Below are 24,940 nucleotides of genomic sequence, written 5' to 3'. Positions count from 1 at the left end.
AACCTGCCGGCGTATCGGTGATGACGCGCCGGGCGTACCATCCACTTCATGAGGTTAGCGAGCGGCGATGGCCGGCGTACCTGAACAAACGGGCGGCTCCGGCCCGGGACGGAACGAGCCCGAATACGAGCTGATCGGCGGCGTTATCGACGATCAACCGTCCGGCCGATCAAGCCCAAAGGGCGGTCCCGGTCCGCCGGGAACTCCGGGTCCCTTCATTGTTGCTGTCCGTGAGGCGTGGGGGAACACCCGGAAGTCCTTCGCCTCGTGGTGGTTTTGGCTGGCTTGCGTGCTGGGGATTGCCCTCGCTTGGGGCGCGGCATTGGCAGTGGTTGCCCTGGGGCAATCGAACGGCTGGTTCGAGGTAAGGATCGGAAGCGCCGTCCACCTGATCATGGCGGTGTTCCTGGCCATGGCAGCCGCAATCCTGGGAACCCTCTGGGGTTTCCGTCGTTTCCACGGAAGCATTCTTGTCCTGGCGCTCTCCGGAGCCATGCGCGGCGTGGCGTTGGCCTTCCTGGCATGCGCTGCGTTGCTCGTGGTGGGCCTCAGCGTTGGTGGCCCGATCGCGCTGGCCGGTGCCGCCGTCGTCGTCATTGTTCTGGAAGTGGTGCTGTTCGGGCTGATCGGTTCGGGCGCCAGGGGCTGCTTTGCCGCCGTGGGGCCAGGCGCTGCCTTGGCTGTGGTGGTGGTCGCCTTCCTGTGCGCAGGCAATGTGGTTCTGACTATCCTGCTGCTGCCTGGAACCACAGTCATTGACCAGGCCTCCGTGCCGGTCAACGTGGAACGCGACGATTCCGGCAGGATCAATGCCTACGAGTGCGTCGGCGATCTTCGCCCGGTGGAGGTTGCCCACACTGAGCGGGTCGCATGGCTGGCCGCATCCAACCCCGGGCTGCTCCTGGGAAGTGTGGCCGCCGATATGGTCCCGGCCGATAACGAACTGGGCTGGGTGCTGTCCGGACTGCAATGGACCGCCGACGGCCCCTCCCGCGACGTGCCCTGCCTCGGCGGAGAGTCCAGCGAAGGGCTTGCGCCGACAGTCCCGGTGGCCATCACCGGCCTTATGCTTCAAGCCCTGGTGGCTGCAGCGGTGCTCGTTCCAGCCCGCTGGCGGAGGGCAAGGAAGGCCCGAACCAGCTGACGCTTCCGTCCTTTAGAGCAGTGCGTTGCGCCTGCCCTCGAAGGCCCTGCCGAGGGTCACTTCATCGGCGTACTCAAGGTCTCCGCCCACGGGCAAACCGGAAGCCAACCGGGTCACAGCGATGCCGATCGACTTGAGCATGCGGGCCAGGTAGGTAGCTGTGGCTTCACCCTCAAGGTTGGGGTCCGTGGCGATGATGATTTCCTGGATGGCGCCGTCATTCAGGCGCGTCAGCAGCTCACGGATCCGCAACTGCTCGGGCCCGATGCCCGCAATGGGATTAATGGCCCCGCCCAGCACGTGGTAGCGGCCGCGAAAGGACCGGGTGCGCTCGACGGCAAGGACATCCTTGGACTCCTCCACGACGCAGATAACCGAGGGGTCCCTGCGCGGATCACGGCAAATATTGCAGGTTTCCTGCTCAGTAACGTTGAAGCAAACGGAGCAGAACTTCACGCGTTCCTTAACCGTGGTGATCGCGGTGACCAGACGCTTCATATCCTCCGGATCGGCCTCAAGGATATGGAACGCCAGGCGCTGTGCCGATTTAGGGCCCACACCGGGAAGCCGGCCAAGCTCATCAATCAGCTCTTGAACTGCACCTTCGTACACAATGTCCTCGTTCGTTTGAAATCAATGCTGGAGTCAGCGGGTTTGCAGGGGAGAACCGTCCAAGGCGCGCTCTTCGATCAGCTTTCCGCCCAGAATACGCTCCACCGCAGCACGCCCAAAGACCCTCGATTCCTCAATGGTTTCGTCCTCCGGACTGGGGATGTCCTCAGTCACGGCGGTGGGTGCTGCCGGGGTCCGCGCGGGCGCCTGGACACGTCCGGCTTGGGCCTCGGGGCTGTTGGTCAGCCGCTGATACAAGCTTTGGCGGCCATTCGGACTGCCCGACGGCGCGTCCTCCTCGAGCGTGGCAACCGAACCGTGCGCTTCCTCGGGTTGGGCGGCGAGGGACGGCCACGGTGCAGGGGCGACGCTGGGGCTCGCCCCGGAAACGCTGGTGGTTGCCGCCGCGGGCATGGATTGCGTGCCGGGCCAGCTCGACGCCGGTGCGACGTCCCAGCTGGAGCTTGGGTTCTGCTCCGCAGTGGTCGGATGGCCGTAAGTTCCGGAGGCCGGCTCCGGGGTCCGCTCCTGCTCCGGCGTCCGCTCCTGCTCCGGGACCTGGGCTGCCGCGGGTGCGTAGTCAGGGGTGTCCGTTGCCGGTGAGGGCTCTTCGACCGTTTGGGCGGGGTTCTTGCCCACGTTGGATTCCGTGGTCACAACCCATGTGCCCGGCGTCTGCTCGACTGCGCGCGACCAGGGGTCGTCGGACGTGCTGCTCGAGGCGCGCGGAGTCGTGGTTGCGCTCGGAGTCGTGTTTGCGGCCGGGTTTTTGTCCGGCGCTGAGGCCGGTGCTGAGGCCGGAGGTGTGGACGGGGAAGCTGTGTTCACGGGGCTCGCCGCTGGGGATGTCGCCGGTTGTGAGCCCATACGGCCATAGCCCGATGGCGGCTCCCAGTCCGCTGGCGGCTCTTCATCCAGAGGCGGCGCATCCTCGTCGAGCGGTGGACCCCAATCGTCGTCAGGGTACGAGTAATCGCCGGACGGCTGCGACGGCTCGGGGGCCGGCTGCGACGGCTCGGGAGCCGGGGGAGCCGGGGGAGCCGGGGGAGCCGTGGGAGCGGAGGCAGCATGAGCCTGCACCGGTGCTTTCGGTTCCGCGGTGGCGGTGGGAGCTACCGAAGCGCTGGGCTCTTCCCGTGCAGGGGTGGACGCAGCTGGCTCGGCTGCTCCTGTTGGCGCGGCTGCTCCTGCGAGGGGGGCATGCGGGGCTGCTGCTCCTGTGACGGGGCCATGCGGAGTTACTGCAGGCGGGGAAGCCGGTGCGAGGCCCCACGCGGAGTCGACAGCTGACACCGGTGCCGGTGTTACTGCTGTTTCAGCGGGCGCTGACGTTACACCTGCTGCTGTTGCCGCGGGCGATTCCTCACCAACCGACGGAGGGGCGCCCGCAGGTGCAGCAGCCGGCGTCGGCCGGCTAGTAGGCGCTTTTGGGTTTGGCTCAGAGCTCGCTGAGCTGTTGCCGCCAGCGACTGCCATGATCTGGCAGTCGATGCCAAGGGTCTTGTGAATAGCCTGGCGAAGGTTCTCGGAGTGATCAGCACGGCCGAAAGCACCCGCCAAGCCGCCAGTAGTGAAGGCAAGAGTCAGAACCTGGCCGTCGAACTGCGCAACCTGCGCGTTGGGTTCCACCAGTGCCCAAGTGCTGCGCTTGATCTTGGTCAGCGTCTGCAGGACATCGGGCCATGCACGACGCAGGGCCTCCACGTCTCCGCCGCCGCCAGCGTGGGCGGGAGCAGGCGCTCCTCCGGTCGCGTTCGGCTGCGCGGCCGCGTTCGGCTGCGCTGCCGGTGCATGGGGTGCTGGCGCCTGCGCTGCCGGTGCTTGGGGTGCTGGCGCCTGGGGTGCTGATGCCTGGCGTGCCGGCGCTTGCGCGGGTGCGGACTGCTCCGGGGCTGCCGCAGGCTGTGCTTGCTGGGCAGTTTGCGGTGGAGCTGTTGGAGCCTGTGCGGATTGTGGCCGCTGCGCTGGCGTCGAAGCGGGCGGGGCCTGCGTGACAGTTTCCGCTGAAGGACCCTGCGTAGGACGACCAGCTGCGGGCCGGTCCTCAACAGGCCAATCGTTGGTCGAGACCCGCGGAGCTGTCAGGGCGCCACGGGACCCTGCCTCGTTGGGTTCGCTTTCGGAACGCGGGGCTGGGGTGCTGTGCGGGGGAGCACCCGCAGGCGCTGGGGCAGGCTGAACCGCGGGTGCCGGCTGGCTGGCCGGTGTTGCCTGAACCGGCTGACCGGCCGGGGCAGCAGCCGGTGGGGCAGCCGCCGCAGTCGCAGCTACCGGTGCCGCAGCAGCCGCAGCAGCCGGTGGGGCAGCAGCAACAGCCGGGGTGCCGCCGTCGGCCCCGTAATTGAGGCGGCGTTCGACGCGATCGATCCGGGCAGCGATACCGCGCTCGGTTTGTTCGGCGCTGGGGAGCAGGATCCGCGCGCACAGCAGCTCGAGGTGCAGCCGGGGCGAGGTTGCGCCTGTCATCTCCGTCAGCGCGGTGTTGGTGACGTCGGCTGCGCGGGACAGCTCGGCCGCACCGAGGTTGGTTGCCTGGTTGCGCATCCGGGCGATCTGGTCCGCCGGCATGCCGCGAAGGATCGCCTGGGCGCTCTCGGGCATCGCCTGGACAATGATGAGGTCGCGGAAGCGTTCCAACAGGTCCTCAACGAACCGCCGGGGGTCATGACCGGTCTGGATGACGCGGTCCACGGCCTTGAAGACCACCGCGGCGTCGGAGGCTGCAACGGCGTCCACGATGTCATCCAACAGTGAAGCGTGCGTGTAACCGAGCAGCGCAACAGCGAGTTCATAGTCCAGGCCATTGGGGCCCGCGCCTGCCATGAGCTGGTCCAGGACGGACAGAGTATCGCGAACGGAACCCCCACCTGCCCGGATGACGAGCGAGAGCACGCCGGGTGCCACGGGAACGTTCTCCTGCTGGCAGAGGAGCTCGAGGTACTGCATCAGCGGCTCCGGCGGCACCAACCGGAAGGGGTAGTGGTGCGTGCGGGACCGGATGGTGCCGATGACCTTGTCCGGCTCCGTGGTGGCAAAGATGAACTTGATGTGTTCCGGCGGCTCTTCGACGATCTTCAGGAGCGCATTGAAGCCGGCCGACGTGACCATGTGGGCTTCGTCGATGATGAAGATCTTGTAGCGGTCCCGGACAGGGGCGAAGGTTGCCCGTTCGCGGAGGTCGCGGGCGTCGTCGACGCCACCGTGGCTGGCCGCGTCAATCTCGATGACGTCCAGGGAGCCGGACCCGCCTCGAGCGAGTTCGATGCAGCTGGGGCATTTGCCGCAGGGAGTGTCAGTGGGGCCCTCGGCGCAGTTCAGGCAGCGTGCAAGGATGCGCGCGGACGTGGTCTTGCCGCAACCGCGGGGGCCGGAGAAGAGGTAGGCGTGGTTCACGCGGTTCTTGCGGAGCGCTGTCATCAGCGGCTCCGTGACGTGTTCCTGCCCGATAACGTCCGCGAAAGAGTCCGGGCGATACCTTCGATACAGGGCAGTTGTAACAGTCACAAGTGAAACCTACCTATAGAGACTGACATTTAAATAAGTGACCCCTCATGCACCCGCCAGAGCCCATCTACCCTTGCTACCTTCCGGTCCTGGGGGAGTTCAACAGGATGACGCCACATGAGGGGCCGTCGACAAGCTTACCCGAACTTGGGTTGGGGTTCGAATCGGCCCGGAGGGCTGTGGATAAGGCTCGACGGCGGGTGGCTTGGTTGCGCCGAATCATCGCCAACCATTCACCGGCCACGTCATGAAAGCCGGCTCCTCGTAAGGGTGGGCGGACCGCAGAGCCCGCACGACGGCGTCGAGCTTGTCCTCCTCCACCACGCACTCAACCCGGGTTTCGGGCACTTGCTCCTCAATCCCCACCTGGCCAACAGCGGGACGCGCACCGGGCAAAGGCGTAAAACGGCCGGTGCCGGGCGAGGTGAAACCACAGTGGGAGTAGTTGCCGATCCGGCCGGCGCCGGCGTCGCCGATGGCCAGAAGAACCTCCTCGATATGTGTCTCGGGAACGTAAACAACCAGGGTGTGCAGCTGCGTCATGGAGACATCGTGTCAATAAAGTTCGGCTACAAACAGGTCTCAACCATTGCAAAAGCCGGAGCCACAGCGGACCATGGGTATGTACACCGATTGGGGCAATCTCAAGATTGTGAGCTGCGGGGCCTGGGGGCGAGGGGCCGGACCCGGTAGCTCAACGATGTACCGCAAGAATGGGCGCGTTGGGGGCGTCCATTTTTCCGTTAACGGGGGTGTTTGAGGCGGCAGCTGGGGAGTTTCCGAGGCTTCGCAGGGGTGGTCGCTTAGCCCGATTACACGATGCTGAAATTCTCAGGTACAGTAGTATCTGCTTTCGAATCGGAAGCAAGGAGAATTCGCCTAGCGGCCTATGGCGCACGCCTGGAACGCGTGTTGGGTTAACGCCCTCGGGGGTTCAAATCCCCCATTCTCCGCGGTTGGCCCCAGTTCTTGGACTGGGGCCTTTTGCGTTCCCGGAAGCTATCCGGCGTCTGCCTGCTGCTCGGCATCCTGCTGTTGTGCTGCCGCCACCCGTTCCAGTACTTCGCGGCATGCCGCGGTTGCGGGGTGAATGCGGCCGGCTGTCCTGGTGGACGTGAAGACGGTCCGTTTCGGCAGGCTCGGAAGGTCCAGCAGTTGGACGGTCAGGTTGCGCCCGGTCCACACAAGGTCCGGCATGAGTGCCACGGCGTTGCCGGATTCGATGAGCCGGATCTGTGCCTGGAGGTCGGCCGTTTCGTAGCGCACGTCCGGCTCGAAGCCTGCAGACCGGCAGGCTTGCTCAGCCCAGTGCCGCGACGCTGCGCCGCGGGGTTCCATGACCCACGGCATCGAGGCGGTGTCGGCAAGGGAGGATACGGTTTCGCCACCCAGCCCAACCGGGGGAGTGGCCAGCCGGATGGCGTCGCTGGTGAGAGTGACTCGATCCAGCCCGCTGTGGTGCGGGGCAGCATGGCCGGGATACTGCTCGGCCACCACCAGGTCGAAGTCCCGCGCCCACGTTTCGTAGAGTGCGGTTTCGGGTTCGCGCTGGGTCATTTCCACCCGCACTTCGGGATACTCCTGGCGCATGATGGTGAGGAAATCGGGCAGCAGCGCCAAGGCGGCGGATTGGAAGACTGCCAGGCGAACGGTTCCGGTCACCATGGACAGCGACGCTGCGAGCTCGGTTTCGGCGCGCTCAAGGGTCTCCAGCAGTGCTGCGGTATGCGCCACGAGGATCTCAGCCTGGGGTGTCAGTTGCACCCGGCGCCCGGCTTTTCGCAGCAGTTCAACCCCCGCTTCCTTCTCCAGCAGGGTCAGTTGCTGGGACACCGAAGAAGGGCTGTACTGCATAGCGTCGGCCACTTCCGCGAGGGTCCCGCGGATTTTTAGTTCGTGCAGCAAACGCAGCCTGCGGACGTCCAGCACGGCGGCCTCCAAAAGGTCGGGATGGGTAATCAATATTCGTCAGAAAAGATCGCTTTTCCTAACGTGATTGTAGATCCATACTGATGGAAACAAACAAACTTCTCCGCCTCAGAAGGAGCCCCCATGACCAGCACCATCCCGGATGCCACCGCCCCGAGCACCCAGGATTCCGGACAGTTCGACGCCTTGGCGCAAGAGGCCATCGCCTTGGTCCGGCACTGGCTGACAGAAGCCGGCAAGATCCCCGTGGACGTCTCCGCACAGCGCCTCGCCGGCGTCTTGAAGGACCCCAACGGCCTTGACTTCACTGTCGGATTCGTCGACGGCGTCATCCGCCCTGAAGACCTGTCGGTCGCCGGCCGCAAACTCGCCGAGCTTGCGCCCAAGGTGCCCAAGTTCCTCCCGTGGTACATGCGCAGCGCTGTCCGCGTGGGTGGCGTCATGGCTCCGATCCTCCCGCAGGTAGTCATCCCGATCGCCCGCCGGGTTCTCCGCGAAATGGTGGGCCACCTGATCGTGGATGCCACCGATGCCAAGCTTGGCCCCGCCATCGCTAAGATCCGCCAGGACGGCGTCCATCTGAACGTGAACCTCCTTGGCGAAGCAGTCCTGGGCGAACACGAGGCCCAGCGTCGACTCGAAGGCACCCTGAAACTCCTGGCCCGCGACGACGTGGACTACGTTTCCATCAAGGAATCCTCCACCGTGGCACCGCACTCCCCATGGGCCTTCGATGAAGCCGTGGACCACGTGGTGGAGAAGCTCACCCCGCTGTACCGCCTTGCTGCATCCTTCCCCAAGCCCAAGTTCATCAACCTGGACATGGAGGAATACAAGGACCTCAGCATGACCATCGCGGTGTTCAAGCGCATCCTGGACATGCCCGAGTTTAAGAACCTCGAGGCCGGCATCGTCCTCCAGGCCTACCTTCCGGACGCACTCGGTGCCATGCAGGAACTGCAGGAATGGGCCGCCGCCCGCCGCGCCCAGGGCGGCGCTCCCATCAAGGTCCGTGTGGTCAAGGGCGCAAACCTGCCCATGGAGCAGGTCGAGGCCTCCCTCCACGACTGGCCGCTGGCCACCTGGGGTAGCAAGCAGGACTCCGACACCAGCTACAAGAACGTCATCAACTACGCCCTCACCCCCGAGCGCATCGACGCCGTCCGCATCGGCGTCGCCGGGCACAACCTGTTTGATGTCGCCTTCGCCTGGCTCCTCGCCAAGCAGCGTGGGATCGCCCAGCAGGGGCCTAAGGCCATTGAGTTCGAGATGCTCCTGGGCATGGCGACCGGTCAGGCCACCGCAGTCCGCAAGGACGTCGGCAGCCTCCTGCTGTACACACCCGTGGTTCACCCGGGCGAGTTCGACGTCGCCATCGCCTACCTGATCCGCCGCCTCGAAGAGGGCGCCAGCCAGGAAAACTTCATGAGCGCCGTCTTCGAGCTGAGCGAAAATGAAGCCCTGTTCAAGCGCGAGCAGAAGCGCTTCCTGGACTCCCTGGCCAACATGAAGGACGAGGTCCCAGGCCCCAACCGCAAGCAGGACCGCCGTCTCCCCGCGGAGCCGGCACTGCTCGAGGGCTTCAGCAACACCCCCGACACGGACCCCGCACTCCCTGCCAACCGGGCATGGGGCCGCGACATCCTCAGCCGCATCCCCGGCTCTACCGCCGGCAACAAGATCGTCGAAGCCACCAAGGTTTCCGACGCCGCTGAACTTGACCGCATCATCGCCACCGCCGTGGACCACGGCAAGGCCTGGGGTGCACGTCCGGCCGCCGAGCGTGCAGCGATCCTGCACCGCGCCGGCGAGGTCCTCGAATCCCGCCGCGCCGAGCTCCTTGAGGTCATGGCCTCCGAAACCGGCAAGACCATTGACCAGGGCGATCCCGAAGTGAGTGAAGCAATCGACTTCGCGCACTACTACGCCGAGCGCGCCAAGGACCTGGAAACGGTCGACGGCGCCACGTTCGTCCCAGCCAACCTCACCGTGGTGACCCCGCCGTGGAACTTCCCGGTGGCGATCCCCGCAGGCTCGACGCTTGCAGCGCTCGCCTCAGGCTCCGCCGTCGTGATCAAGCCTGCAAAGCAGGCCCGCCGCTCCGGTTCGGTCATGGTGGATGCGCTCTGGGAAGCCGGCGTGCCGCGTGAAGTGCTGGCCCTCGTCCAGCTTGAAGAGCGCGAGCTTGGCACCCAGTTGGTCTCGCACCCCAGCGTTGACCGGGTCATCCTCACCGGCGGCTACGAAACGGCTGAGCTGTTCCGTTCCTTCCGCCAGGACCTGCCGCTGCTCGCGGAGACCTCCGGCAAGAACGCCATCATCGTCACCCCGAGTGCTGACCTGGACCTTGCTGCCAAGGATGTTGTTTACTCGGCATTCGGGCACGCCGGCCAGAAGTGCTCTGCTGCCTCACTGGTGATCCTGGTGGGCTCGGTGGCCAAGAGCGCCCGCTTCCACAACCAGCTGATCGACGCCGCACGCTCCCTCACTGTTGGTTACCCGGAGGACGCCACCACGCAGATGGGGCCGATCATCGAACCGGCCAACGGCAAGCTCCTCAACGCCCTCACCACCCTGGGCGACGGCGAGACCTGGGCCATCAAGCCCGAACGCCTCGACGAGACCGGCCGCCTCTGGTCCCCGGGCATCCGCTCCGGCGTCAAGCGCGGCTCCTACTTCCACCTCACCGAGTTCTTCGGCCCGGTCCTGGGTGTCATGACCGCTGAGACCCTTGAGGAAGCCATCGCCATCCAGAACGAGATCGAGTATGGCCTCACCGCCGGCCTGCACTCCCTGGACTCCACTGAAATGGGTGTCTGGCTGGACACCATCCAGGCCGGAAACCTGTACGTCAACCGTGGCATCACCGGTGCTATTGTCCAGCGTCAGCCGTTCGGTGGATGGAAGAAGTCGGCCGTCGGCGCCGGCACCAAGGCCGGTGGACCGAACTACCTGATGGGACTCGGCAGCTGGCTCCCCGCCGAAGCCAAGGCCAAGCGCGGCACCGTGCTCCAGGGTGCGGCGGCGCAGGTTCTCGCTGCTGCGAAGTCCGCCGGGGTTACTGGTGTTGAGCTGCAGACCCTCGAGCAGTCGCTCTTCAGCGATGCCGCCGCCTGGGAATCCGAGTTCGGCACCCGCAAGGACGTCTCCGCTTTGTCCGCAGAGCGCAACGTCTTCCGCTACCGCTCCCTTCCTGTCACCATCCGGCTCTCCGAAGGCGAGCCGCTCGCCGAACTGCTCCGCGTGGCAGCAGCCGGCGCAGTGGCGGGCTCGAAGCTCACCGTGAGCTCCGCCGTCGTACTTCCCGACGCTGTGGTGACCGTGTTCGCGAACCTGGGCGTCAGCGTCAGGATCGAGGACGACGCCGCGTGGCTGGCCCGTGCGGCCAACTTCGACGCCGGCCGGATCCGCCTGATCGGTGGCGACTTCGCCGCGCTGAGCGCAGCCATGGGTGGCCGGCCGGATGTGGCCGTCTACCACGGTGCTGTGACCCAGGCCGGCCGGATCGAGATGCTGCCGTTCCTCCGCGAGCAGGCTGTGTCCATCACGGCCCACCGCTTCGGCACCCCGAACCACCTGTCGGATCACCTGATCTAGGGTTCACAAGGGCGTCCGCCGAGGGATGAGTTCTCGGCAGTAAGTGCGTGTCAAAGGGTTGAGAGCTGACCCCTCGGCGAGGTCCACACCACGTGGGTTTGCGTCGAGGGGTTGGCTTTCGGCTTTAAGGGGTGAGCTCCCGGGGGTTTAGGGGTTCTGCCGAGGGGTGAGCTTTCGGGAGTAAGTGGGCTTCAAAGGGTTTAGGGGGTTCTGCCGAGGGGTGAGCTTTCGGGAGTAAGTGGGCTTCAAAGGGTTGAGAGCTGACCCCTCGGCGGAGGTGGGGGAGAGCGAAAAGGCACTTAAGCTTCTGCGTACCCCAGCCTTTGCAATCTTCGGCGGGCGGCTTGCTCGCTCGGTCCGTGGGAGCCCAAGGCAAACCGGACCATGCCCAACACGGCCCTGGCAGCGGTGACCACCGGCAAAGGAACTGGCCCGACCCGCGGGGCGCGCAGGCCTAGTAAGTCCCGATACTTGGGCTCAAGGCTTGCGACGGCGGCCGCGAACAGGATGCGGTAGCCAGGCGCCAGCAACGGGCTCAGGGGCGGGTTGCGGATGAAGGAAACCGTCTCGGCCAGGCGTTCGTCGGCCCGCAGGACCCCTGAGGCGTACCACTGCTCCAGTTCGGCGCGGACCTGGGCTTCGGTCAGCGGCGGATCCAGAACTCCCATGAGTCGTCCCGCTGCGGCCCATTCCCGGACATAGGAGTCCGCGCCCCCGGGGATCGGCCTGCCCCAGATGCGGTTGGCGGTAAGGAACGAGTCCGCGTAGGTGACGTGGACCCAGCGCAGGAGTTCGGGGTCGTTGGCGGCATAGTCATGCTTCACGCCGTTGCCGTCAAGGTAGCTTCCCCGGACGCGTTCGTGGATTTTCCGGACCCGGGCGGTCGCGGCTTCGGCGGCTTCCGTGGAGCCGTAGGTCACGGTGAAGATCCAGCGGACGGTGTTGGCGAGCCGGCCCAAAGGGTCTTTCTGGAATCCGGAGTGCTCGTACACACCAGCCAGCGCACCGGGATGCAGGGCCTGCATCAGCAGCACCCTGATCCCGGCCACGATGGTGGCAACGTGCCCGTGCACCGCCCAGACGGCCGACCCCGGAAGGTGATATCCGGCGTCGTTCCCGTCTGCCAAGCGCGGCACCCACTCCGGAGGCGTGCCCGACGTCCCTGTGAAGGTGCGCTGCAGCTCGTGCCTGTACTCGGTGAGGTAATTCCTCATGCATCCCATTCGACCCCGCAATTGCGCCGGTGTACAGAGCCGGTGTCTAGAGCCGGTGTACAGAGCAGGAATACACCGGCGCAATAGGCGGAGTCAGGAATGCACGCGGCGCCGTTTCGGCGCAGCCGCGACCAGCAGGGCGGCGATCGCGACGGCGGCACTGAGGATCAGCCCCGGCCGGTACTGTTCCAGCATGGCTTGGGCGCTGACGGTGCCGGCGGCCTGGCCGTGACCGCTGACCAAGGCCGTGGTGACCGCCAGGACGAGGGCGGCTCCCACCTGGGTGCTGGTCTGGATCAAACCGGCGGCAAGACCCTGTTCGGAGTCCTTGATTCCTGCGGTGGCCTGAACGTTGATGGACGGGAAAGCCAAGGCAAAGCCGACGCCCAGCAGCACCACCGACGGCAGGATGTCCAGGGCGTAATTGGGCGTGGTGCCGACTCGGAGGAACAGGACATAGCCCAACCCCATGGCTGTGAGGCCTGCCAGGATCAGTTGCGTGGCGCCGAACTTCTCAATAAGCCGGTCCGCGAACGGGGCACTGGTGGCCACCAACAGGCCGGCGGGCAACAGGGCCAGCGCCATGCCCAGCGGCGTCCAGCCGAGCACTGACTGCAGGTACATGGTGACGATGAACTGGAAGCTCAGGTAGGACCCGAACAGTCCCACCGCGCTGAGGTTGGCCCTGGCCACCCAGCCTTCCTTGAGGATGCTGAAGCGGATCAGCGGGTGCTTGACCTTGTTCTCGATGACAGCGAAGGCGGCCAGCACGGCTACGGAAACTGCGAATCCGGCGATTGTTGCCACAGATCCCCAGCCCTGTTCCGGTGCTGATACCAAGGTGTACACGAGGCCGAGCATGCCCAACGCGAGGGTGACTGCGCCCCAGACGTCATGCCCGCTGTCTTCAACGGAGGGCTTGTCCTTGGGTATGAACTTCATGCCCAGGAGGACCACCACCACGGCGATCGGCACCGAAACCAGGAACGTCCAGCGCCAACTGAGGCTGGTCATCAGCCCGCCCACCACCAAGCCCAGCGAGAACCCACTGGCGCCGAACGTGGTGAAGATGGACAGCGCCTTGTTGCGCTCGCGTCCCTCTGCAAAGTTGGTGGTGATGATGGAGAAGCCGGTGGGTGCGGTGAAAGCGGCGGCAAGTCCCTTAACGAACCGGGTGGCGATCAGAATGGCGGGGTCGTCCACCAGTCCGCCCAGGAGTGAGGCAGCAGCGAACACCGTCAAGGCGATAAGGAAGATACGACGGCGGCCCAACAGGTCCGCGAGTCGGCCGCCCAGGAGCAGCAGGCTCCCGTAGCCGAGAACGTAGGCGGAGACGATCCACTGCAGGGAATCGGTTCCCAGGTTCAGTTCCTGTCCGATGGAAGGCAGGGCAACGCCAACCATGGAAACGTCCAGCCCGTCGAGGGCCAAAACGGTGCAGACGACCATCAGCAGCAGCCACTGGGCACGGGTCCAGTGAACGGCTGAAACCAAAGGCGGCTCAGTTGAGGATTTGAGGGTGGTGGGTGATGTCATGCGCTTCAATCTATATGACGCGTCATTCAATGACAAGGACTACGATGACATGTCATTTTATGACGCAGAATCGTATGACGTGGATTCAAACGGCGTCATGAACTAGAATCAGGCACATGGCAACGACGCGTGACCGTCAACTGGTTGAGCAGTGGCGCAGCATCCAGAGCTCCTACTTCCGAACCGCAGGAGCGATCGACCGCGCCCTGGAAGCGAAGTTCGACATTGGACTCAATGAGTTCGAAATCCTGGATCTCGTGGCCGAAAGCGAAGAGTCCGCGTGCCGCATGAAGTCCTTGGGGGAGCGCACCCCCATGACGCAAAGTGCCGTGTCCAAGGTGGTTGACCGATTGGAAAAGGCAGGACTGGTGTCGCGCCAAACCTGCGTTGACGATCGCCGCTCCCTCTTCCTGGAATTGACGGATGCCGGCCGCGCGCTCCACTCCACGGCCGCCGTCGAGCACCGTGCCCTGCTGAAGGAAAACCTGGGGTAGAGGTTGAATCCGCCTGGATCAGTGAGCTGATGATGTCCCAGCCCGTTCCAATGGTTTCGGCGGTGGGAACGAATCCGGAGTACTTCGGGAGGTCTCCTCCCGGGTCAGGTTATGGGTCTAGGCGCTGCCGTCGTCCTTCATGGGTCTCCAACCCGGGCCTCAGGTGCCGGCTGGATGGTCATTCAGGCTCATTCCTGGTGGGGTCCTGCACGCGGCCTCAGGTGCAGAAACGATCCGGTCCGTCAGGTCCCAACCTTGCTCAAGACATCTTGAGCAAAAACTGATGCAACCTTTCCGCGGCAAGCGCCCACGAAGCCTTTATTTCTTCTCTGATACCCGCAACAATGGTGCTTGCACGCCAGGCTGGGGTTTGGTGCCGCTGGCTTTTGGGGAGTGTTTTGTGGGCAAGCATCATGATTCAGACCGGGCAATAGACCTGATCCGTGCCGGAGGTTTCCGTCGCGTGCTGATCGCGGGGAGCCTGGCCGTTCTGGCCTTCTTCGCTTTTGGCTTCCAACCGCTGAATGCGGTCCTCTCGAGCAACGTTGATACTTCCCTGGCACAGGGTGTGGTGGGGCCGGCAGCATTGGGCAGCCTGGTGCCGCCCGAGGCCGAGACCCTGGTTATTGATCCCGCGCCCGAACCCCCGGAACAACTCCCCGGCACCCCGATGGTATTTTTCGACCGCGCCATGGTCCGGACCGTCAGCAAAGACGGCTCAACAGGTCTGACAGTGGCTTCAGCCGGACTGTCCCGCCCTCCTGCCGGCGCTTTGTATGCTCCCCTTGAAGTCCTCAACCCGAGTTCGCCCTACGGATACCGCTACAGCCCGCTGACGGGTCTTGCAGGCGAATTCCACTGGGGACAGGACTACGCCGCCGCCTGCGGGACACGCGTCTACGCTGCCGACGCCGGTGTGGTCAGGGCCGTTGGCTGGCACGTGTGGGGCGGCGGCAACCGCGTGGAAATCGAACACGGCAACGGCCTGGTCACCACCTACAACCACTTGCAGGCCATCGGGGTCACCAAAGGACAATCGGTCCGCGTCGGCGAAGTAATCGCCGAGGTCGGGACCACCGGTTGGTCCACCGGATGCCACCTCCACTTCGAGACAATCGTCAACGGCCTGCACACCAATCCCAATGGCTGGACCTACCTGCCGATGCGGCAGATTGATCCGCTGCAGAACATCACCATGGTCAACTACCAACCCGGTGTTGGAACAGGTACGTCCGCAGCCCCGGTATGGGCTGTTCCGGTAGCCGACGGCACCAACCGCGCCGTCATCGGCGGAGAGCACGAAGAGCCGGAGCCACTGCCTGTAGTTGTTCCACCGGTCACCACGAAGCCGCCGGTCACCAGCACACCGCCGGGCACCACGACACCAACCGCAACGCAGACACCAACCGCAACGCAGACGCCGACGGCGACTTCCTCACCGTCCGCGACGGCGACGCCGACCCCGACGCCGACCCCGACCGCCACAGCGACGCCCACGCCGACGCCGACTGCCACAGCGACGCCCACGCCGACGCAGACCGCCACCCCGACGCCTTCGAAGACCGCCACCCCGACTCCCACACCGTCGCCGAGCACCTCGGCTCCGTCAGCGACGACCACCACCACGGCACCTGCCGCTAAAACGGTGGCACCCCCGGCCGCCGTCGTGCCTCCCGCAGCGCCAGCCGCGCCCGCTCCGGCTGTTCCGGCTCCGGCGGCACCCGCCGCAGTAGCCCCGGCTCCTGTAGCTCCCGTAGCTCCTGTAGTGGTCGCTCCAGCGCCCGTGGCCCCAGCCGTGGCGCAGGCCGTGGCGCCTGTTCCCGCTCCCGTGGCACCAGTGGCTCCCGTTCCGGCTCCAACGCCCGTTGCTGTCCTGCCGTCAACCCCGCCGGCGGTGGTTCTTCCGCCCGGATACGTCCTGGTGGCACCGGACAAGGTCCGGCTGCCCAACGGAACGGTGGTCCTGCTCTCCACCCTGGTCCTGCCGCCGACGCCCTAGAGGCTCCTGCGTTTCGCGCCCCAAAGCGGGCTCCCGTAAGCTCGATGGCGGCAAGCCCGCCAGCCGACGACGTCAGGAAGCGAATCCCATGACCAGCCTGTACAGCATTCCCCTCACCTTCAACGATGGCTCAGAAGCGGACTTCGGCCGGTTCGAGGGGAAAGCGGTCCTGGTGGTCAACGTCGCTTCCGAATGCGGCTTCACCCGACAGTACGCCGGGCTCGAGGAGCTGTATGGCAAATACCGCGGGCAGGGCCTGGAGATCCTCGGAGTGCCCTGCAACCAGTTCGGCGGCCAGGAACCAGGCGCGGATGCGGAGATCGCGGAGTTCTGCGAGCGGAATTTCGGTGTGACCTTCCCACTGACCAGCAAAGCAAACGTCCTGGGCAAGGAGCAACATCCACTCTTCGCGGAGTTGACCCAGGATGAGGACGGCCAGCCGGTCAAGGTGAAGTGGAACTTCGAGAAGTTCGTCATAAACCGGGAGGGTGAACTTGTGGCGAGGTTCCCATCCACAGTGGAGCCTGACTCCGAAGACCTTGTGAACGCAGTGGAAAAGGCGCTGGCATAAGGCCATCAATTTGGAAGGGAGGAAAGTAATTTTCCAACATTCCGCCGGATGTTAGCCAGATGTTGGCTAGTTGTCTGGTTGGATTGGCCCTACTGGATTGACACGGGAGGCGCCGTCTCCCACCAAACGCTAAGGCAGCCATGGAGCTCATCGAGGCCGAGTACCCCAAACCAGGTCATGTGCTTTTGCACCTGAGTGATCTGCACCTGGTGGGTGGTCCAGGCACGCTCTACGGCTCCGTGGACAGCGCCACCAGGCTCCAGGAGATCTGCGACCAGATCGTCGCCTCCAGGATCAGGCCTGAGGCCATCATCTTCACCGGAGACCTCGCGGACAAGGGCGAGCTGGAAGCCTACAACCGGCTCCGCGACATGATCGAACCGGTCTGCGAAGCCCTTGGAGCCAAGGCCATCTGGGCCATGGGCAACCACGACAACCGTGCGAACTTCCGCTCCGCCTTCGCCGACGCTTCCGAGGCCAGCAAACCCCAGGATCCGGTGGACCGCAGCTACTTCGTCAACGGACTGCGCATCATCACGCTGGACACCACCGTTCCGGGACACCACTACGGTGAACTCTCCGAATCCCAGCTGGAATGGCTCGCCGCAGAACTGGCCACCCCGGCGCCCGACGGCACCATCCTGGCCCTGCACCACCCGCCCGTCCCGTGCGTCCAGGACCTCGCGGTGCTGGTGGAGCTGCGCGGCCAAGCCGCGCTGGCCGCCGTCGTGCGTAATACCGACGTCCGCACCATCCTGGCCGGTCACCTGCACTACTCCACGACGGCGGGCTTCGCCGGCATTCCGGTATCGGTCGCCTCGGCCACGTGTTACACGCAGGACCTTGGGGTCCGTGCGGGCGGACAGCGGGGCAGGGACGGCGCGCAGTCGTACAACATGATCCACGTGTACGAACACACGATTGTGCACTCAGTGGTGCCCATGTCCGGGGGCGTCACAGTGGGTGAGCCCGTGGACGCAGCCGAGGTTCAGCGCAGGCTGGCTGAGGCAGGCATCCGCATTCCCCACGAATCGCGGGTGGGTGCCCATACTTCGCCGGGCACGCACACCTCCTCGATGCCGCTTGTTGCTCCCAGTGGCTTTACTTCTCCCAAGGCGCCTTGACCGGGAAGTACTTCTCCAGGAAGTCCGTCACCAGGTCGGCGCGCTCATTCGCTTCAACCTCCGGGAAGCTGCCGTCATTCAGGCAGAAGAAGTCCATGTGGCGCTTCGCCAGGAGCTTGGGCAGGTAGTGCAGGCCGGCCCACATGGTGGAGTCCACATACCTGACCTTGGCACTGGTCTGCGTGACTGCCCGGCCCGTGAGCAGCGCGTAGTAGTGGTAGAACGAGTTGGTGACCGAGATGTTGTCCGCCGCGCGGAAACGGCTTCCGGCGGTCTTGGCGAACTCGGCCGGGAATTCCTTCTCCATCTGAGCCACCACACTGCGCCGCAGGGGAGCCGCAGTGTGTTCGAGGTGCCGTGTGGTGATCCGGCCGAAGCGTTCCCAGAGCAGTTTGCGGTTGACGCGTGCCGCGTTTTCGAAGCCACTGCGCTCGGCGTCATTCTCGCCCAGCCCGATCCTGGTGTCAGCCTCAATGAACTTGGTGATGCCACCGGGCGTGAAGAACATGTCCGGGCCCACGGGGCGGCCAAAGAACATGTCGTCGTTGGAGTACAGGAAGTGCTCTGACAGTCCCTCGATGTGGTGGAGTTGGCATTCCACGGCCTGCGAGTTATGCGTGGGCAGGACCGAGGTATCGGCGAAGAACTCCTCGCTCCGAACAATGGTGACGGACGGGTGGTCGGCCAGCCATTCCGGTGCGGGGGAGTCGGTGGCGATGAAGATCCGCCGGACCCAGGGCGCGAACATGTGCACCGAGCGCAGCGCGTACTTCAGTTCGTTGATCTGGCGGAAGCGTGCCTCATGGTCATCGCCTTCGCCAAGCACTGCCTCAGCCTGCTGGGCGCGACGCCGCGCAATGTACTCGGGGTCGCTGCCGTCTACCCAGGAGAACACCATGTCGATGTCAAAGTCGATGTCGCTGGCGTGGTCGGCAAACATGTTCTCGATGGTGGGCCAGGTCAGGCCGTGCCGCTGGACGGTGCCACGGACCGCGTCCTGCCGCAGCATGGTGCGGCGGGTCAGCGAATTCTCCACGGGCAGCTCAAGGTGGTCGCCTTCAAAGCGCCACAGCTCCAGCTGCACGCCCAGGGCCGGCCCGTACCAGAGGCCACCGCCGGTTTCGACGCGGGGGCGGTACAAACGGAAGATGCGGGCTTTACGGTTGGCGGACAACTCGCCGTCGGCTACCAGAACCGAGGTCTTCTTCTTGGCGTCCACGGTCATGGAGTAGAAGGGCTCGTTGCGGAACGCTGAAACCAGCGCCTCACGGACATCCTTGCGCGACTCCCAGTCCACCGCGATGACGGGCCGCTCATCGTTGCCGCGCACCAGGATGAAGTCGACGCCGGCAGCGTCCAGCGCCGCCCTCACAGCCAGAAGATCGGACACCATGGCTTGTTGCGGGGTGAGGTCGGCGTTGACCAGGGCGTACCGCCCACGGTGACGGACGACGTCGGGCCTGTGTTTAAGATGCGCTACGACGGCAGGCGAAATCGCCTCAGCAATCGTGTCCTCTTCGATGGACGGGCTGCCGTGGTAAATCGGATCGACCTGTGCTTGTGTGATGGCTGTTTCTCCGGGATCGTCGGTGCGTGGAACTGGTCTCACTGGTTGCTAGATGGAAAGCGCCTCGCGCCAGCTGCGAAGGAAAGCGCCGCCGGCGTCGTCGTGGATGACATCGTCCGCCAGTTGAAGGTCAGCGGCCGTCAGGATGGTGTAGGGCTTCACCGGTACGCCGTCTGCGGGCCGGACGTCCACGTGCTTTACGTCGTGATCGTTGTGGTGAAGCCAGTCTGCCATGGCGTAGTCCGTGCGGGAATCACCCACGGTCCGCCAGGCAAGCGGCGTAATGCCTTGGGCTGCGAGAAGTTCGACGGCGCGGCTGGCACCGAGGTCCTTGCCGAGGCGGACGGATTCGATGTCCGTGGAGATGATGGTGGGGTCCAGCCGGTAATCTGCCGTGTCATCGGATTCCGGTGCATGGTGGTCCAGGATCGCCGCGTTGAGGCCGTGGCGTCCCATGATGTCCAGGGCATCGGCGTCGAAGAGTTTCTGTTCCGCCAAATAGTCAGCGCTGGCTACGTTCAGGTGCTGCTCCACCGAAACCATGGCGCGCTTGGTCTCATCAAAGAACATGTGGGCGGAATAGTCTTCGGCAACCAGCCTCCGGATGTCGTCCCCGTAGGCCTTGGGCACGGCGAGTTCGTGGTCCACATGGATGGGACCGGGGCCTTCGGCGGTGTAGCTGAACCACACCGCACCCTTCTCGCAGATCGCGTGGATGACAGTGTTGGCCGGCATTCCGGCGGCAATCATGGGTTCCATGACTTGCTCGCTGATGAACGCATCCGAGCGGCCCGTGTTGAAGATGACGGGAATGCCCGCAGAAGCCAGGGCCACCAGGTCCGCGATGATATCCGGCTTGACGTCCCGCGTCACAGGGCTGGCGATGGGGCCGTCGACATCCAACAGCAGCGCCAGGGCAGGCGAGGTGTGGGCAGCGGTCCGGTCAGTACCTTGGAGCGGTTGAGTCATGCCCCTATTCTGTCAGTCCGCGCGGGTGCGCTCACAGCTGTGACGTCTGTGACGCCCCACGAGGGAAACACGGCACCCGTGGAAAGGGCGCTCCAGTACCGACGGACTTTGCAGGCCACTGCTACCTACCGGAATTTTCCTTCGGGATCCGGCGAGCATCGGGTGTTGCCGCCGAGCGTGGTGCCCAAGCTGCTCGTTCCAAGCTGCATGGAGAACTTGCCATCGCCAAAGCCAGTGGTCGTCTGGTCTCGGTTCGCCCCCGAAGGCTGGGTTTGAACAACTCTTAGCCCATTGCTTTCAAAGACTTCCTTTACCGACTTATGTATCGCTTCAGCCTGATCTTCTGAGACCGCGCCCTGTGTGCTGTCGAAGCTGAATTGAGTCCCCTCCATGCCCAGAGGCAGATGGCAGACGTCCCCCTGTGCCTCTGGAGTGACTTTTGTCCAGTCGCCGGGGGCGAGGGCTTGGACTTCCGTGAAGAGGTCAAGGTATTCCTTGCGGGCTTGTTCCGGGTCCATGGCCTGCTCCGCGGTGCTGGTAGGTGGGTTGGTGCTCGGCGTTGCCCCGCACCCCGCAAGGGTGAGAAGAAGGATCGCAGCGGCGGGAAGGATGCGCCAGTACCGGCGGCGGTATGTGGTGGTCATTGCTTCCTACCGGAATTTGCTTTCCGGGTCGGGAACGCAGCGGGTATTTCCGCCGAGGGCGATGCCGTATTTGCCGGTGGTGATTCCCATGACGAACTTTTCGGGGCCGAACACGTCGGTTCTTCTGACAAAGTTTTCGCCTCCGTCGGTGTGTTGCGTGACGGTGAACCCTGTGGTTTCGAACTCAGCCTTGACCTTGTCGTGGAGAGCGTCCATTTCTTCCCGGCTCAGCGGGCTTCGGGTGGCATCGAAAGAGACTTGGGTGCCTTCAGTGCCGAGAGGGCCATCACAGACCCCTCCGGGTTTGTCTGGCGTGACCTTTGACCAGTCGCCCGGGGCGTGGGCTTGAATCTTGGTGAAGAGGTCGAGATATTCCTTGCGGGCTTGTTCTGATCCCATGGTCTGCTCCGCAGTGCTGGTAGGAGGATTGGTGCTCGGCGCTGTCCCGCACCCTGCAAGGGTGAGAAGAAGGATTGCCGCGGGAAGGACTCGCCTGTGCCGGCTGCGGTGTGTGGTTGTCATGTTTTCGCGTTCGTGAGTTGTTCGACCCAGCCCAAGGCGATCCTGGCCTGGTTTTTACATGACTCGGTTCTCCTGTCGAAGTACCCGTAGATGCCGTCCGTGCCGCCGGTGATGCCGCAGGCGTCCTTGAACAGACGCCCGTAGCCGCCGTTGAAGTCCTGTACTGCCTGCTCTATGGCCCCGCAGAGGAAGCCTCCCTCGGCCCGCAGAACCTCGTCGGCAGAGTTCGCGGCACTGACCAGCGCGTCGGCTGCGCCTTCATCAAAAGCAATTCCCATGCCTGCCCCCAAACCGGAACAATAAATCCAACGACTAGCATAACTGCTGTTTGAGCAATTGGAACGTCGTAGTGGTCGTAGTGTTGGACGGCTTTAGGAGGTTATGTATGCCGGAGGATGCCAGGAAGCACCTGCGCCCGACGGCGGAGCGGGTGGCCCAGGAACTGAATATGTCAGTGAATCGGAGCAAGGTGTTGCTTGAGCCAGTGATCTGCGGTCGTCCAGGTCCGGGGCCTTGGAGCAGGAACCGGAAGTCACCTTTTGGCTACAACCTGCCTGTGCCGCGGGTCACAAGTTCCGTTAGGGCGCCAACTTCCATAGGCTTGCAGGGTGATCTTCAAAGCTGTGGGCGAGGGACGCCCGTACCCTGACCATGGATACTCGGCGCCGCGAGACTGGGCTGCCTTGCCTCCGCGCCCTATCCGCCTCGATGAACTGGTAACCACCAAACGGACCCTGGATTTGGAGGCATTGTTGGCTGAGGACTCAACCTTCTTTGGCGACCTTTTCCCACACGTCGTCCAGTACCAGGGCGTCATGTATCTCGAGGACGGGCTCCACCGGGCCGTCCGGACGGCGCTGCACCAAAGGACCGCGATTCACGCACGTGTATTGGTAATCGATGGCTAGGCGGACGGGTCCCACCAGTCCGGAGGAGCCCCCAGCAAAAAAACGTAAGCGTCCCAAGGATGTGACGCTGCTCCATGGCCACCACGTGGTCACCGGCCCGGAGCTCCGGGCCACCTTTGCCGAGGATGCCGCGGCCCAGAAGAGCCGTTTCCGGCGCCGGCTGCTCCACGGAATTGTCCTGGTGCTGCTGGTGGGTGTGATCGCTGCCGGGGCGGTGGGAGCCTGGGCCATCATGAACGGGGTAATCAAAGTCCCCACCGCGATCGCCAGTAAAGCCCCGGTGAGCCTGTGCCCCACCACCACGTTCGACTACGTTCCGAACGAAACGGTGAACCTCAACGTCTTCAACGCCACCTCCCGCGGCGGCCTGGCAGGTACCGTGGCTGAGCAATTTACTGCCCGGGGCTTCAAAGTGGCCTCGGTTGACAACAGCGAGACCGCCTACGCCGGAGTGGCCGTGGTGGTTTCGGGCGTCAAGGGCCAGGCGGCTGCGTTCAATGTCCAGCGCAACCTTGCCGGCACGGACTACTTCCAGGACAACCGTGAGGACGAGTCCGTGGATGTCATTCTCACCTCAGGCTACGAAGGCCTGGTGGAACCGGAACTGGTGGATCAAACTCCGGGGAAGCTGCTGTGCCCGCGCGAGGACCTGCGGATTGCCGATAACTCCAAGTGGCCGATCATCCCGACGCTTCCAGCGGGGCAGTAACGGCAGGCAGCCGCCCCTGTACTAGCCCGCCAAGGCGTCGTGGATGGGTGCTTCCTGGACGGCTGCTTCAAGCCGGATCGGCCGCCCGGCTTCGTCGAAGCGTGCGCCGGCCCCGAGCTGGATGAAATGTACGGTCTGCGCAGTATGGGCTTCAACAGATGCGCGTGCTTCAACAGCTGACTTGACCTCGACGTCGGAGGCCTGGGCAGGCGCGGTAGTCCCGCCGTCGGGCGTTCGGTTGCGTCGTGCGGCGCTGGCAGACAGCGTTCCGTGAATGAGTCGAGCCAGCTGGGCGACGTCGACGTCGGGAAGGTAGCCCTGGCGGACGCCGTCTTGAAGTATGTCCTGCAGAAGGATATTGAGATCGCCCACGTGGTCCGCGAGCTTAGCAAAGGAGCCGGGGGAGAGGACTGCGGCCATGGCAGGTCCCGGGGGCAGGTGGCGGCGGCTCAGGTCCTCCACTTGCGCGCGGACGTAAAGGGCCAGCCTGTCCACAGGGTTTTCCAACGCGGCCAGTGACTCCCGGAGATCAACAATGAAGCGCTCGGTCTCGTCCAGGGCGTACGCGATCAGCAGTTGTTCCATGTCCGCGTAGTAGTTGTAGACGGCGGTGCGGCCAACGCCCGCGTGGCGGGCGACGTCTGTCATGGTGAGGCCGGGGAGGCCGTGGGTGAAGAGGAGTTCACCGAAGGCAGTGAGAATCCTCCGTTGGGTCTCGGCGCGTTGGGCAGCGTTCGTGGCGGCCGTGATCCTGGGCACATAGACACTTTACAGTGATCTGTCACTAAGAGGGGGCTTTGTCAGGTGTTGCTGATTCCTTCAGGAACCCGGGCAGTCGTTTTACGAAGCACCAAGTGCGGCGTCCGGACCACGCTGCCCGGCGTCGAGACTCCTTCGATCCGGTCCACGGCGCGGCCGACGGCGGCGGCGGCAAGGAGCGGAGCGTCCTGGCTGACGGAGGTCAGTTGGACGTAGCTCAACTTGGCGAAGTGGCTGTCGTCGTAGCCAATGACTGACACATCCGCAGGAATGCTGATCCCTGAGGCCTTGAAACTCTCCATAATTCCGAGCGCGGACCTGTCGTTGAAGGCGATGAGGGCCGTGGGCAGGTCAGCCTGGAGGATCCTGCCCGCGTCCATGCCGTCTTCCTCTCCAGGGCCACCCGGAACAACCCAGGGGGTCAGTCCGCGCCGGATCATCTCCGCGCGGTAGGCTTCCCGGCGATTTTCCGACGAAACCGCAGTGCCGCCGTCGACGTGAACGATCCTCCGGTGGCCCAAACTCACCAAGTGGTTAACGGCCATGGCGATGCCGGCTTGGTCGTCGCTGCTGACCGAATCCACAGCCTGCCCCACGTCGTCACGCAGAAGGCTTACCACCGGCACCGAGCGGGCGTGCAGCGAGAGATCTTCCATGCCAAGGGTGGGGGCTATGACGATCAATGCCTCGGCACCTACATCCAGCAGGGTTTCGATGGCGCGGGCCTCAGGCCTGCCGTTGGCGACGGCGCTAAGAGTTATTTCGTAACCTTTGGCCGACGCCTCGGCGTAGGCGGCATCGACAATTTCGGCATGAAAGGGCTGCGCGGTGGAGAAAGAGAGGCCCAGGAGCTTGGTCCGGCTGCTCCGCAGCAGCCTTGCACGGGAGTCTGCCCGGTATCCAAGGTCATTGGCTGCCTGAAGCACCTTTTGCCGGGTGGATTCGGCCGCTCCGGGAGCTCCCCGCATGACGATGGAAACCAGGGCACGCGAGACGCCGGCCGCTTCGGCTACGTCCATCAGGGTGGGGCGGCGCTGCAGTTCTGACATATATCCTCCAGTTGCAACCAGTGTATAGAACGATCTAGACGGGACGTAAAGCGCATGTCAATATAGTCGAACTAGAACGATCTAGATGA

Annotated in this window: 21 protein-coding genes, 1 tRNA gene and 1 other RNA gene; 9 read left to right on the top strand and 14 right to left on the bottom strand. The window is 64.4% G+C overall.

The window, feature by feature from the left end:
• Positions 1-67 precede the first annotated feature (67 nt).
• The gene (locus BLQ01_RS16890) at positions 68-1,144 is read left to right on the top strand and encodes a hypothetical protein (RefSeq protein WP_091553006.1); all 1,077 of its coding nucleotides are present in this window, start codon (positions 68-70) and stop codon (positions 1,142-1,144) included.
• Between the two features lie 12 nt (positions 1,145-1,156).
• On the opposite strand, the gene recR is transcribed toward BLQ01_RS16890, so the two are convergent.
• The 4 genes from recR to BLQ01_RS16870 form a co-directional block, all read right to left on the bottom strand.
• The gene (recR, locus tag BLQ01_RS16885; protein WP_026541824.1) at positions 1,157-1,756 is read right to left on the bottom strand and encodes a recombination mediator RecR; all 600 of its coding nucleotides are present in this window, start codon (positions 1,754-1,756) and stop codon (positions 1,157-1,159) included.
• Positions 1,757-1,789: 33 nt separating this feature from the next.
• Complete coding sequence (locus tag BLQ01_RS16880; protein WP_091553005.1) at positions 1,790-5,260, bottom strand: DNA polymerase III subunit gamma and tau; 3,471 nt, start codon at positions 5,258-5,260, stop codon at positions 1,790-1,792.
• A gap of 33 nt (positions 5,261-5,293) precedes the next feature.
• Positions 5,294-5,390: signal recognition particle sRNA small type (gene ffs, locus BLQ01_RS16875), an RNA gene on the bottom strand.
• Between the two features lie 89 nt (positions 5,391-5,479).
• Entirely contained in the window at positions 5,480-5,803 is a 324-nt protein-coding gene (locus tag BLQ01_RS16870; protein WP_091553003.1) for a YqfO family protein, read from the bottom strand.
• A gap of 325 nt (positions 5,804-6,128) precedes the next feature.
• Here BLQ01_RS16870 and BLQ01_RS16865 point away from each other — a divergent pair.
• Positions 6,129-6,213, top strand: a tRNA-Ser gene (locus tag BLQ01_RS16865).
• A gap of 46 nt (positions 6,214-6,259) precedes the next feature.
• On the opposite strand, the gene BLQ01_RS16860 is transcribed toward BLQ01_RS16865, so the two are convergent.
• Positions 6,260-7,189: a LysR family transcriptional regulator gene (locus BLQ01_RS16860; RefSeq protein ID WP_026541827.1), complete on the bottom strand. Its 930-nt coding sequence runs from the start codon at positions 7,187-7,189 to the stop codon at positions 6,260-6,262.
• Between the two features lie 123 nt (positions 7,190-7,312).
• On the opposite strand from BLQ01_RS16860, the gene BLQ01_RS16855 reads away from it, so the two are divergent.
• Positions 7,313-10,786, top strand: a complete 3,474-nt coding sequence (locus tag BLQ01_RS16855) for a proline dehydrogenase family protein (protein ID WP_091553001.1) — start codon at positions 7,313-7,315, stop codon at positions 10,784-10,786.
• 299 nt (positions 10,787-11,085) lie between these two features.
• Here the strand turns inward: BLQ01_RS16855 and BLQ01_RS16850 are convergent, their stop codons facing one another.
• Both BLQ01_RS16850 and BLQ01_RS16845 read right to left on the bottom strand, forming a co-directional pair.
• A complete protein-coding gene (locus tag BLQ01_RS16850; RefSeq protein ID WP_091552999.1) occupies positions 11,086-12,009 on the bottom strand; it encodes an oxygenase MpaB family protein in 924 nt (307 codons plus the stop codon).
• Positions 12,010-12,093: 84 nt separating this feature from the next.
• Positions 12,094-13,536, bottom strand: a complete 1,443-nt coding sequence (locus tag BLQ01_RS16845; RefSeq protein ID WP_026541830.1) for an MFS transporter — start codon at positions 13,534-13,536, stop codon at positions 12,094-12,096.
• A gap of 116 nt (positions 13,537-13,652) precedes the next feature.
• Here BLQ01_RS16845 and BLQ01_RS16840 point away from each other — a divergent pair, with 116 nt between their 5' ends.
• From BLQ01_RS16840 to BLQ01_RS16825, 4 genes are all read left to right on the top strand, one after another.
• Positions 13,653-14,030 carry a MarR family winged helix-turn-helix transcriptional regulator gene (locus BLQ01_RS16840; protein ID WP_026541831.1) on the top strand — a complete coding sequence of 126 codons (378 nt, stop codon included), beginning with the start codon at positions 13,653-13,655 and terminating at the stop codon, positions 14,028-14,030.
• Between the two features lie 400 nt (positions 14,031-14,430).
• Positions 14,431-16,029: a M23 family metallopeptidase gene (locus BLQ01_RS16835; protein WP_175493467.1), complete on the top strand. Its 1,599-nt coding sequence runs from the start codon at positions 14,431-14,433 to the stop codon at positions 16,027-16,029.
• Positions 16,030-16,117: 88 nt separating this feature from the next.
• On the top strand, positions 16,118-16,600 hold the full coding sequence (locus tag BLQ01_RS16830; protein WP_026548300.1) for a glutathione peroxidase: 483 nt from the start codon (positions 16,118-16,120) through the stop codon (positions 16,598-16,600).
• Between the two features lie 140 nt (positions 16,601-16,740).
• Positions 16,741-17,724, top strand: coding sequence for a phosphodiesterase (locus BLQ01_RS16825; protein ID WP_026548299.1), 984 nt, complete (start codon positions 16,741-16,743; stop codon positions 17,722-17,724).
• Here the strand turns inward: BLQ01_RS16825 and BLQ01_RS16820 are convergent.
• From BLQ01_RS16820 to BLQ01_RS16800, 5 genes are all read right to left on the bottom strand, one after another.
• Positions 17,702-19,333 (bottom strand): stealth family protein, encoded by a 1,632-nt coding sequence (locus BLQ01_RS16820; protein ID WP_175493466.1) that lies wholly within the window; start codon positions 19,331-19,333, stop codon positions 17,702-17,704. The genes BLQ01_RS16825 and BLQ01_RS16820 overlap by 23 nt on opposite strands.
• Before the next feature lie 6 nt (positions 19,334-19,339).
• Positions 19,340-20,260: a Cof-type HAD-IIB family hydrolase gene (locus tag BLQ01_RS16815; protein WP_091552996.1), complete on the bottom strand. Its 921-nt coding sequence runs from the start codon at positions 20,258-20,260 to the stop codon at positions 19,340-19,342.
• A gap of 125 nt (positions 20,261-20,385) precedes the next feature.
• Entirely contained in the window at positions 20,386-20,904 is a 519-nt protein-coding gene (locus BLQ01_RS16810) for a hypothetical protein (protein ID WP_091552994.1), read from the bottom strand.
• A 6-nt stretch (positions 20,905-20,910) separates the two neighbouring features.
• Complete coding sequence (locus BLQ01_RS16805) at positions 20,911-21,303, bottom strand: hypothetical protein (RefSeq protein WP_026541838.1); 393 nt, start codon at positions 21,301-21,303, stop codon at positions 20,911-20,913.
• 119 nt (positions 21,304-21,422) lie between these two features.
• Positions 21,423-21,704, bottom strand: coding sequence for a hypothetical protein (locus BLQ01_RS16800; RefSeq protein ID WP_026541839.1), 282 nt, complete (start codon positions 21,702-21,704; stop codon positions 21,423-21,425).
• Positions 21,705-22,034: 330 nt separating this feature from the next.
• Here BLQ01_RS16800 and BLQ01_RS16795 point away from each other — a divergent pair, with 330 nt between their 5' ends.
• A complete protein-coding gene (locus BLQ01_RS16795; protein ID WP_011773432.1) occupies positions 22,035-22,334 on the top strand; it encodes a type II toxin-antitoxin system VapB family antitoxin in 300 nt (99 codons plus the stop codon).
• 61 nt (positions 22,335-22,395) lie between these two features.
• Complete coding sequence (locus tag BLQ01_RS16790) at positions 22,396-23,043, top strand: LytR C-terminal domain-containing protein (protein WP_026541840.1); 648 nt, start codon at positions 22,396-22,398, stop codon at positions 23,041-23,043.
• A 21-nt stretch (positions 23,044-23,064) separates the two neighbouring features.
• On the opposite strand, the gene BLQ01_RS16785 is transcribed toward BLQ01_RS16790, so the two are convergent.
• Positions 23,065-23,802 carry a TetR/AcrR family transcriptional regulator gene (locus BLQ01_RS16785; RefSeq protein ID WP_026547596.1) on the bottom strand — a complete coding sequence of 246 codons (738 nt, stop codon included), beginning with the start codon at positions 23,800-23,802 and terminating at the stop codon, positions 23,065-23,067.
• 41 nt (positions 23,803-23,843) lie between these two features.
• Positions 23,844-24,851 carry a LacI family DNA-binding transcriptional regulator gene (locus BLQ01_RS16780; RefSeq protein ID WP_091552992.1) on the bottom strand — a complete coding sequence of 336 codons (1,008 nt, stop codon included), beginning with the start codon at positions 24,849-24,851 and terminating at the stop codon, positions 23,844-23,846.
• Between the last annotated feature and the right edge of the window lie 89 nt (positions 24,852-24,940).

The organism is Arthrobacter sp. UNCCL28 (assembly GCF_900102805.1).
Classification (GTDB): Bacteria; Actinomycetota; Actinomycetes; order Actinomycetales; family Micrococcaceae; genus Arthrobacter; species Arthrobacter nicotinovorans_A.
This window is presented reverse-complemented; position numbering and strand designations above follow the sequence as displayed.

Excerpts from the sequence above, each read along its gene's own strand:
- BLQ01_RS16805 (WP_026541838.1), bottom strand. The coding sequence starts at position 21,303 with ATGGGATCAGAACAAGCCCGCAAGGAATATCTCGACCTCTTCACCAAG.
- BLQ01_RS16815 (WP_091552996.1), bottom strand. The coding sequence starts at position 20,260 with ATGACTCAACCGCTCCAAGGTACTGACCGGACCGCTGCCCACACCTCG.
- BLQ01_RS16840 (WP_026541831.1), top strand. The coding sequence starts at position 13,653 with ATGGCAACGACGCGTGACCGTCAACTGGTTGAGCAGTGGCGCAGCATC.
- BLQ01_RS16890 (WP_091553006.1), top strand. The coding sequence starts at position 68 with ATGGCCGGCGTACCTGAACAAACGGGCGGCTCCGGCCCGGGACGGAAC.
- BLQ01_RS16850 (WP_091552999.1), bottom strand. The coding sequence starts at position 12,009 with ATGGGATGCATGAGGAATTACCTCACCGAGTACAGGCACGAGCTGCAG.
- BLQ01_RS16780 (WP_091552992.1), bottom strand. The coding sequence starts at position 24,851 with ATGTCAGAACTGCAGCGCCGCCCCACCCTGATGGACGTAGCCGAAGCG.
- BLQ01_RS16845 (WP_026541830.1), bottom strand. The coding sequence starts at position 13,536 with ATGACATCACCCACCACCCTCAAATCCTCAACTGAGCCGCCTTTGGTT.
- BLQ01_RS16825 (WP_026548299.1), top strand. The coding sequence starts at position 16,741 with ATGGAGCTCATCGAGGCCGAGTACCCCAAACCAGGTCATGTGCTTTTG.
- BLQ01_RS16830 (WP_026548300.1), top strand. The coding sequence starts at position 16,118 with ATGACCAGCCTGTACAGCATTCCCCTCACCTTCAACGATGGCTCAGAA.
- BLQ01_RS16870 (WP_091553003.1), bottom strand. The coding sequence starts at position 5,803 with ATGACGCAGCTGCACACCCTGGTTGTTTACGTTCCCGAGACACATATC.
- BLQ01_RS16855 (WP_091553001.1), top strand. The coding sequence starts at position 7,313 with ATGACCAGCACCATCCCGGATGCCACCGCCCCGAGCACCCAGGATTCC.
- BLQ01_RS16810 (WP_091552994.1), bottom strand. The coding sequence starts at position 20,904 with ATGACCACCACATACCGCCGCCGGTACTGGCGCATCCTTCCCGCCGCT.
- BLQ01_RS16800 (WP_026541839.1), bottom strand. The coding sequence starts at position 21,704 with ATGGGAATTGCTTTTGATGAAGGCGCAGCCGACGCGCTGGTCAGTGCC.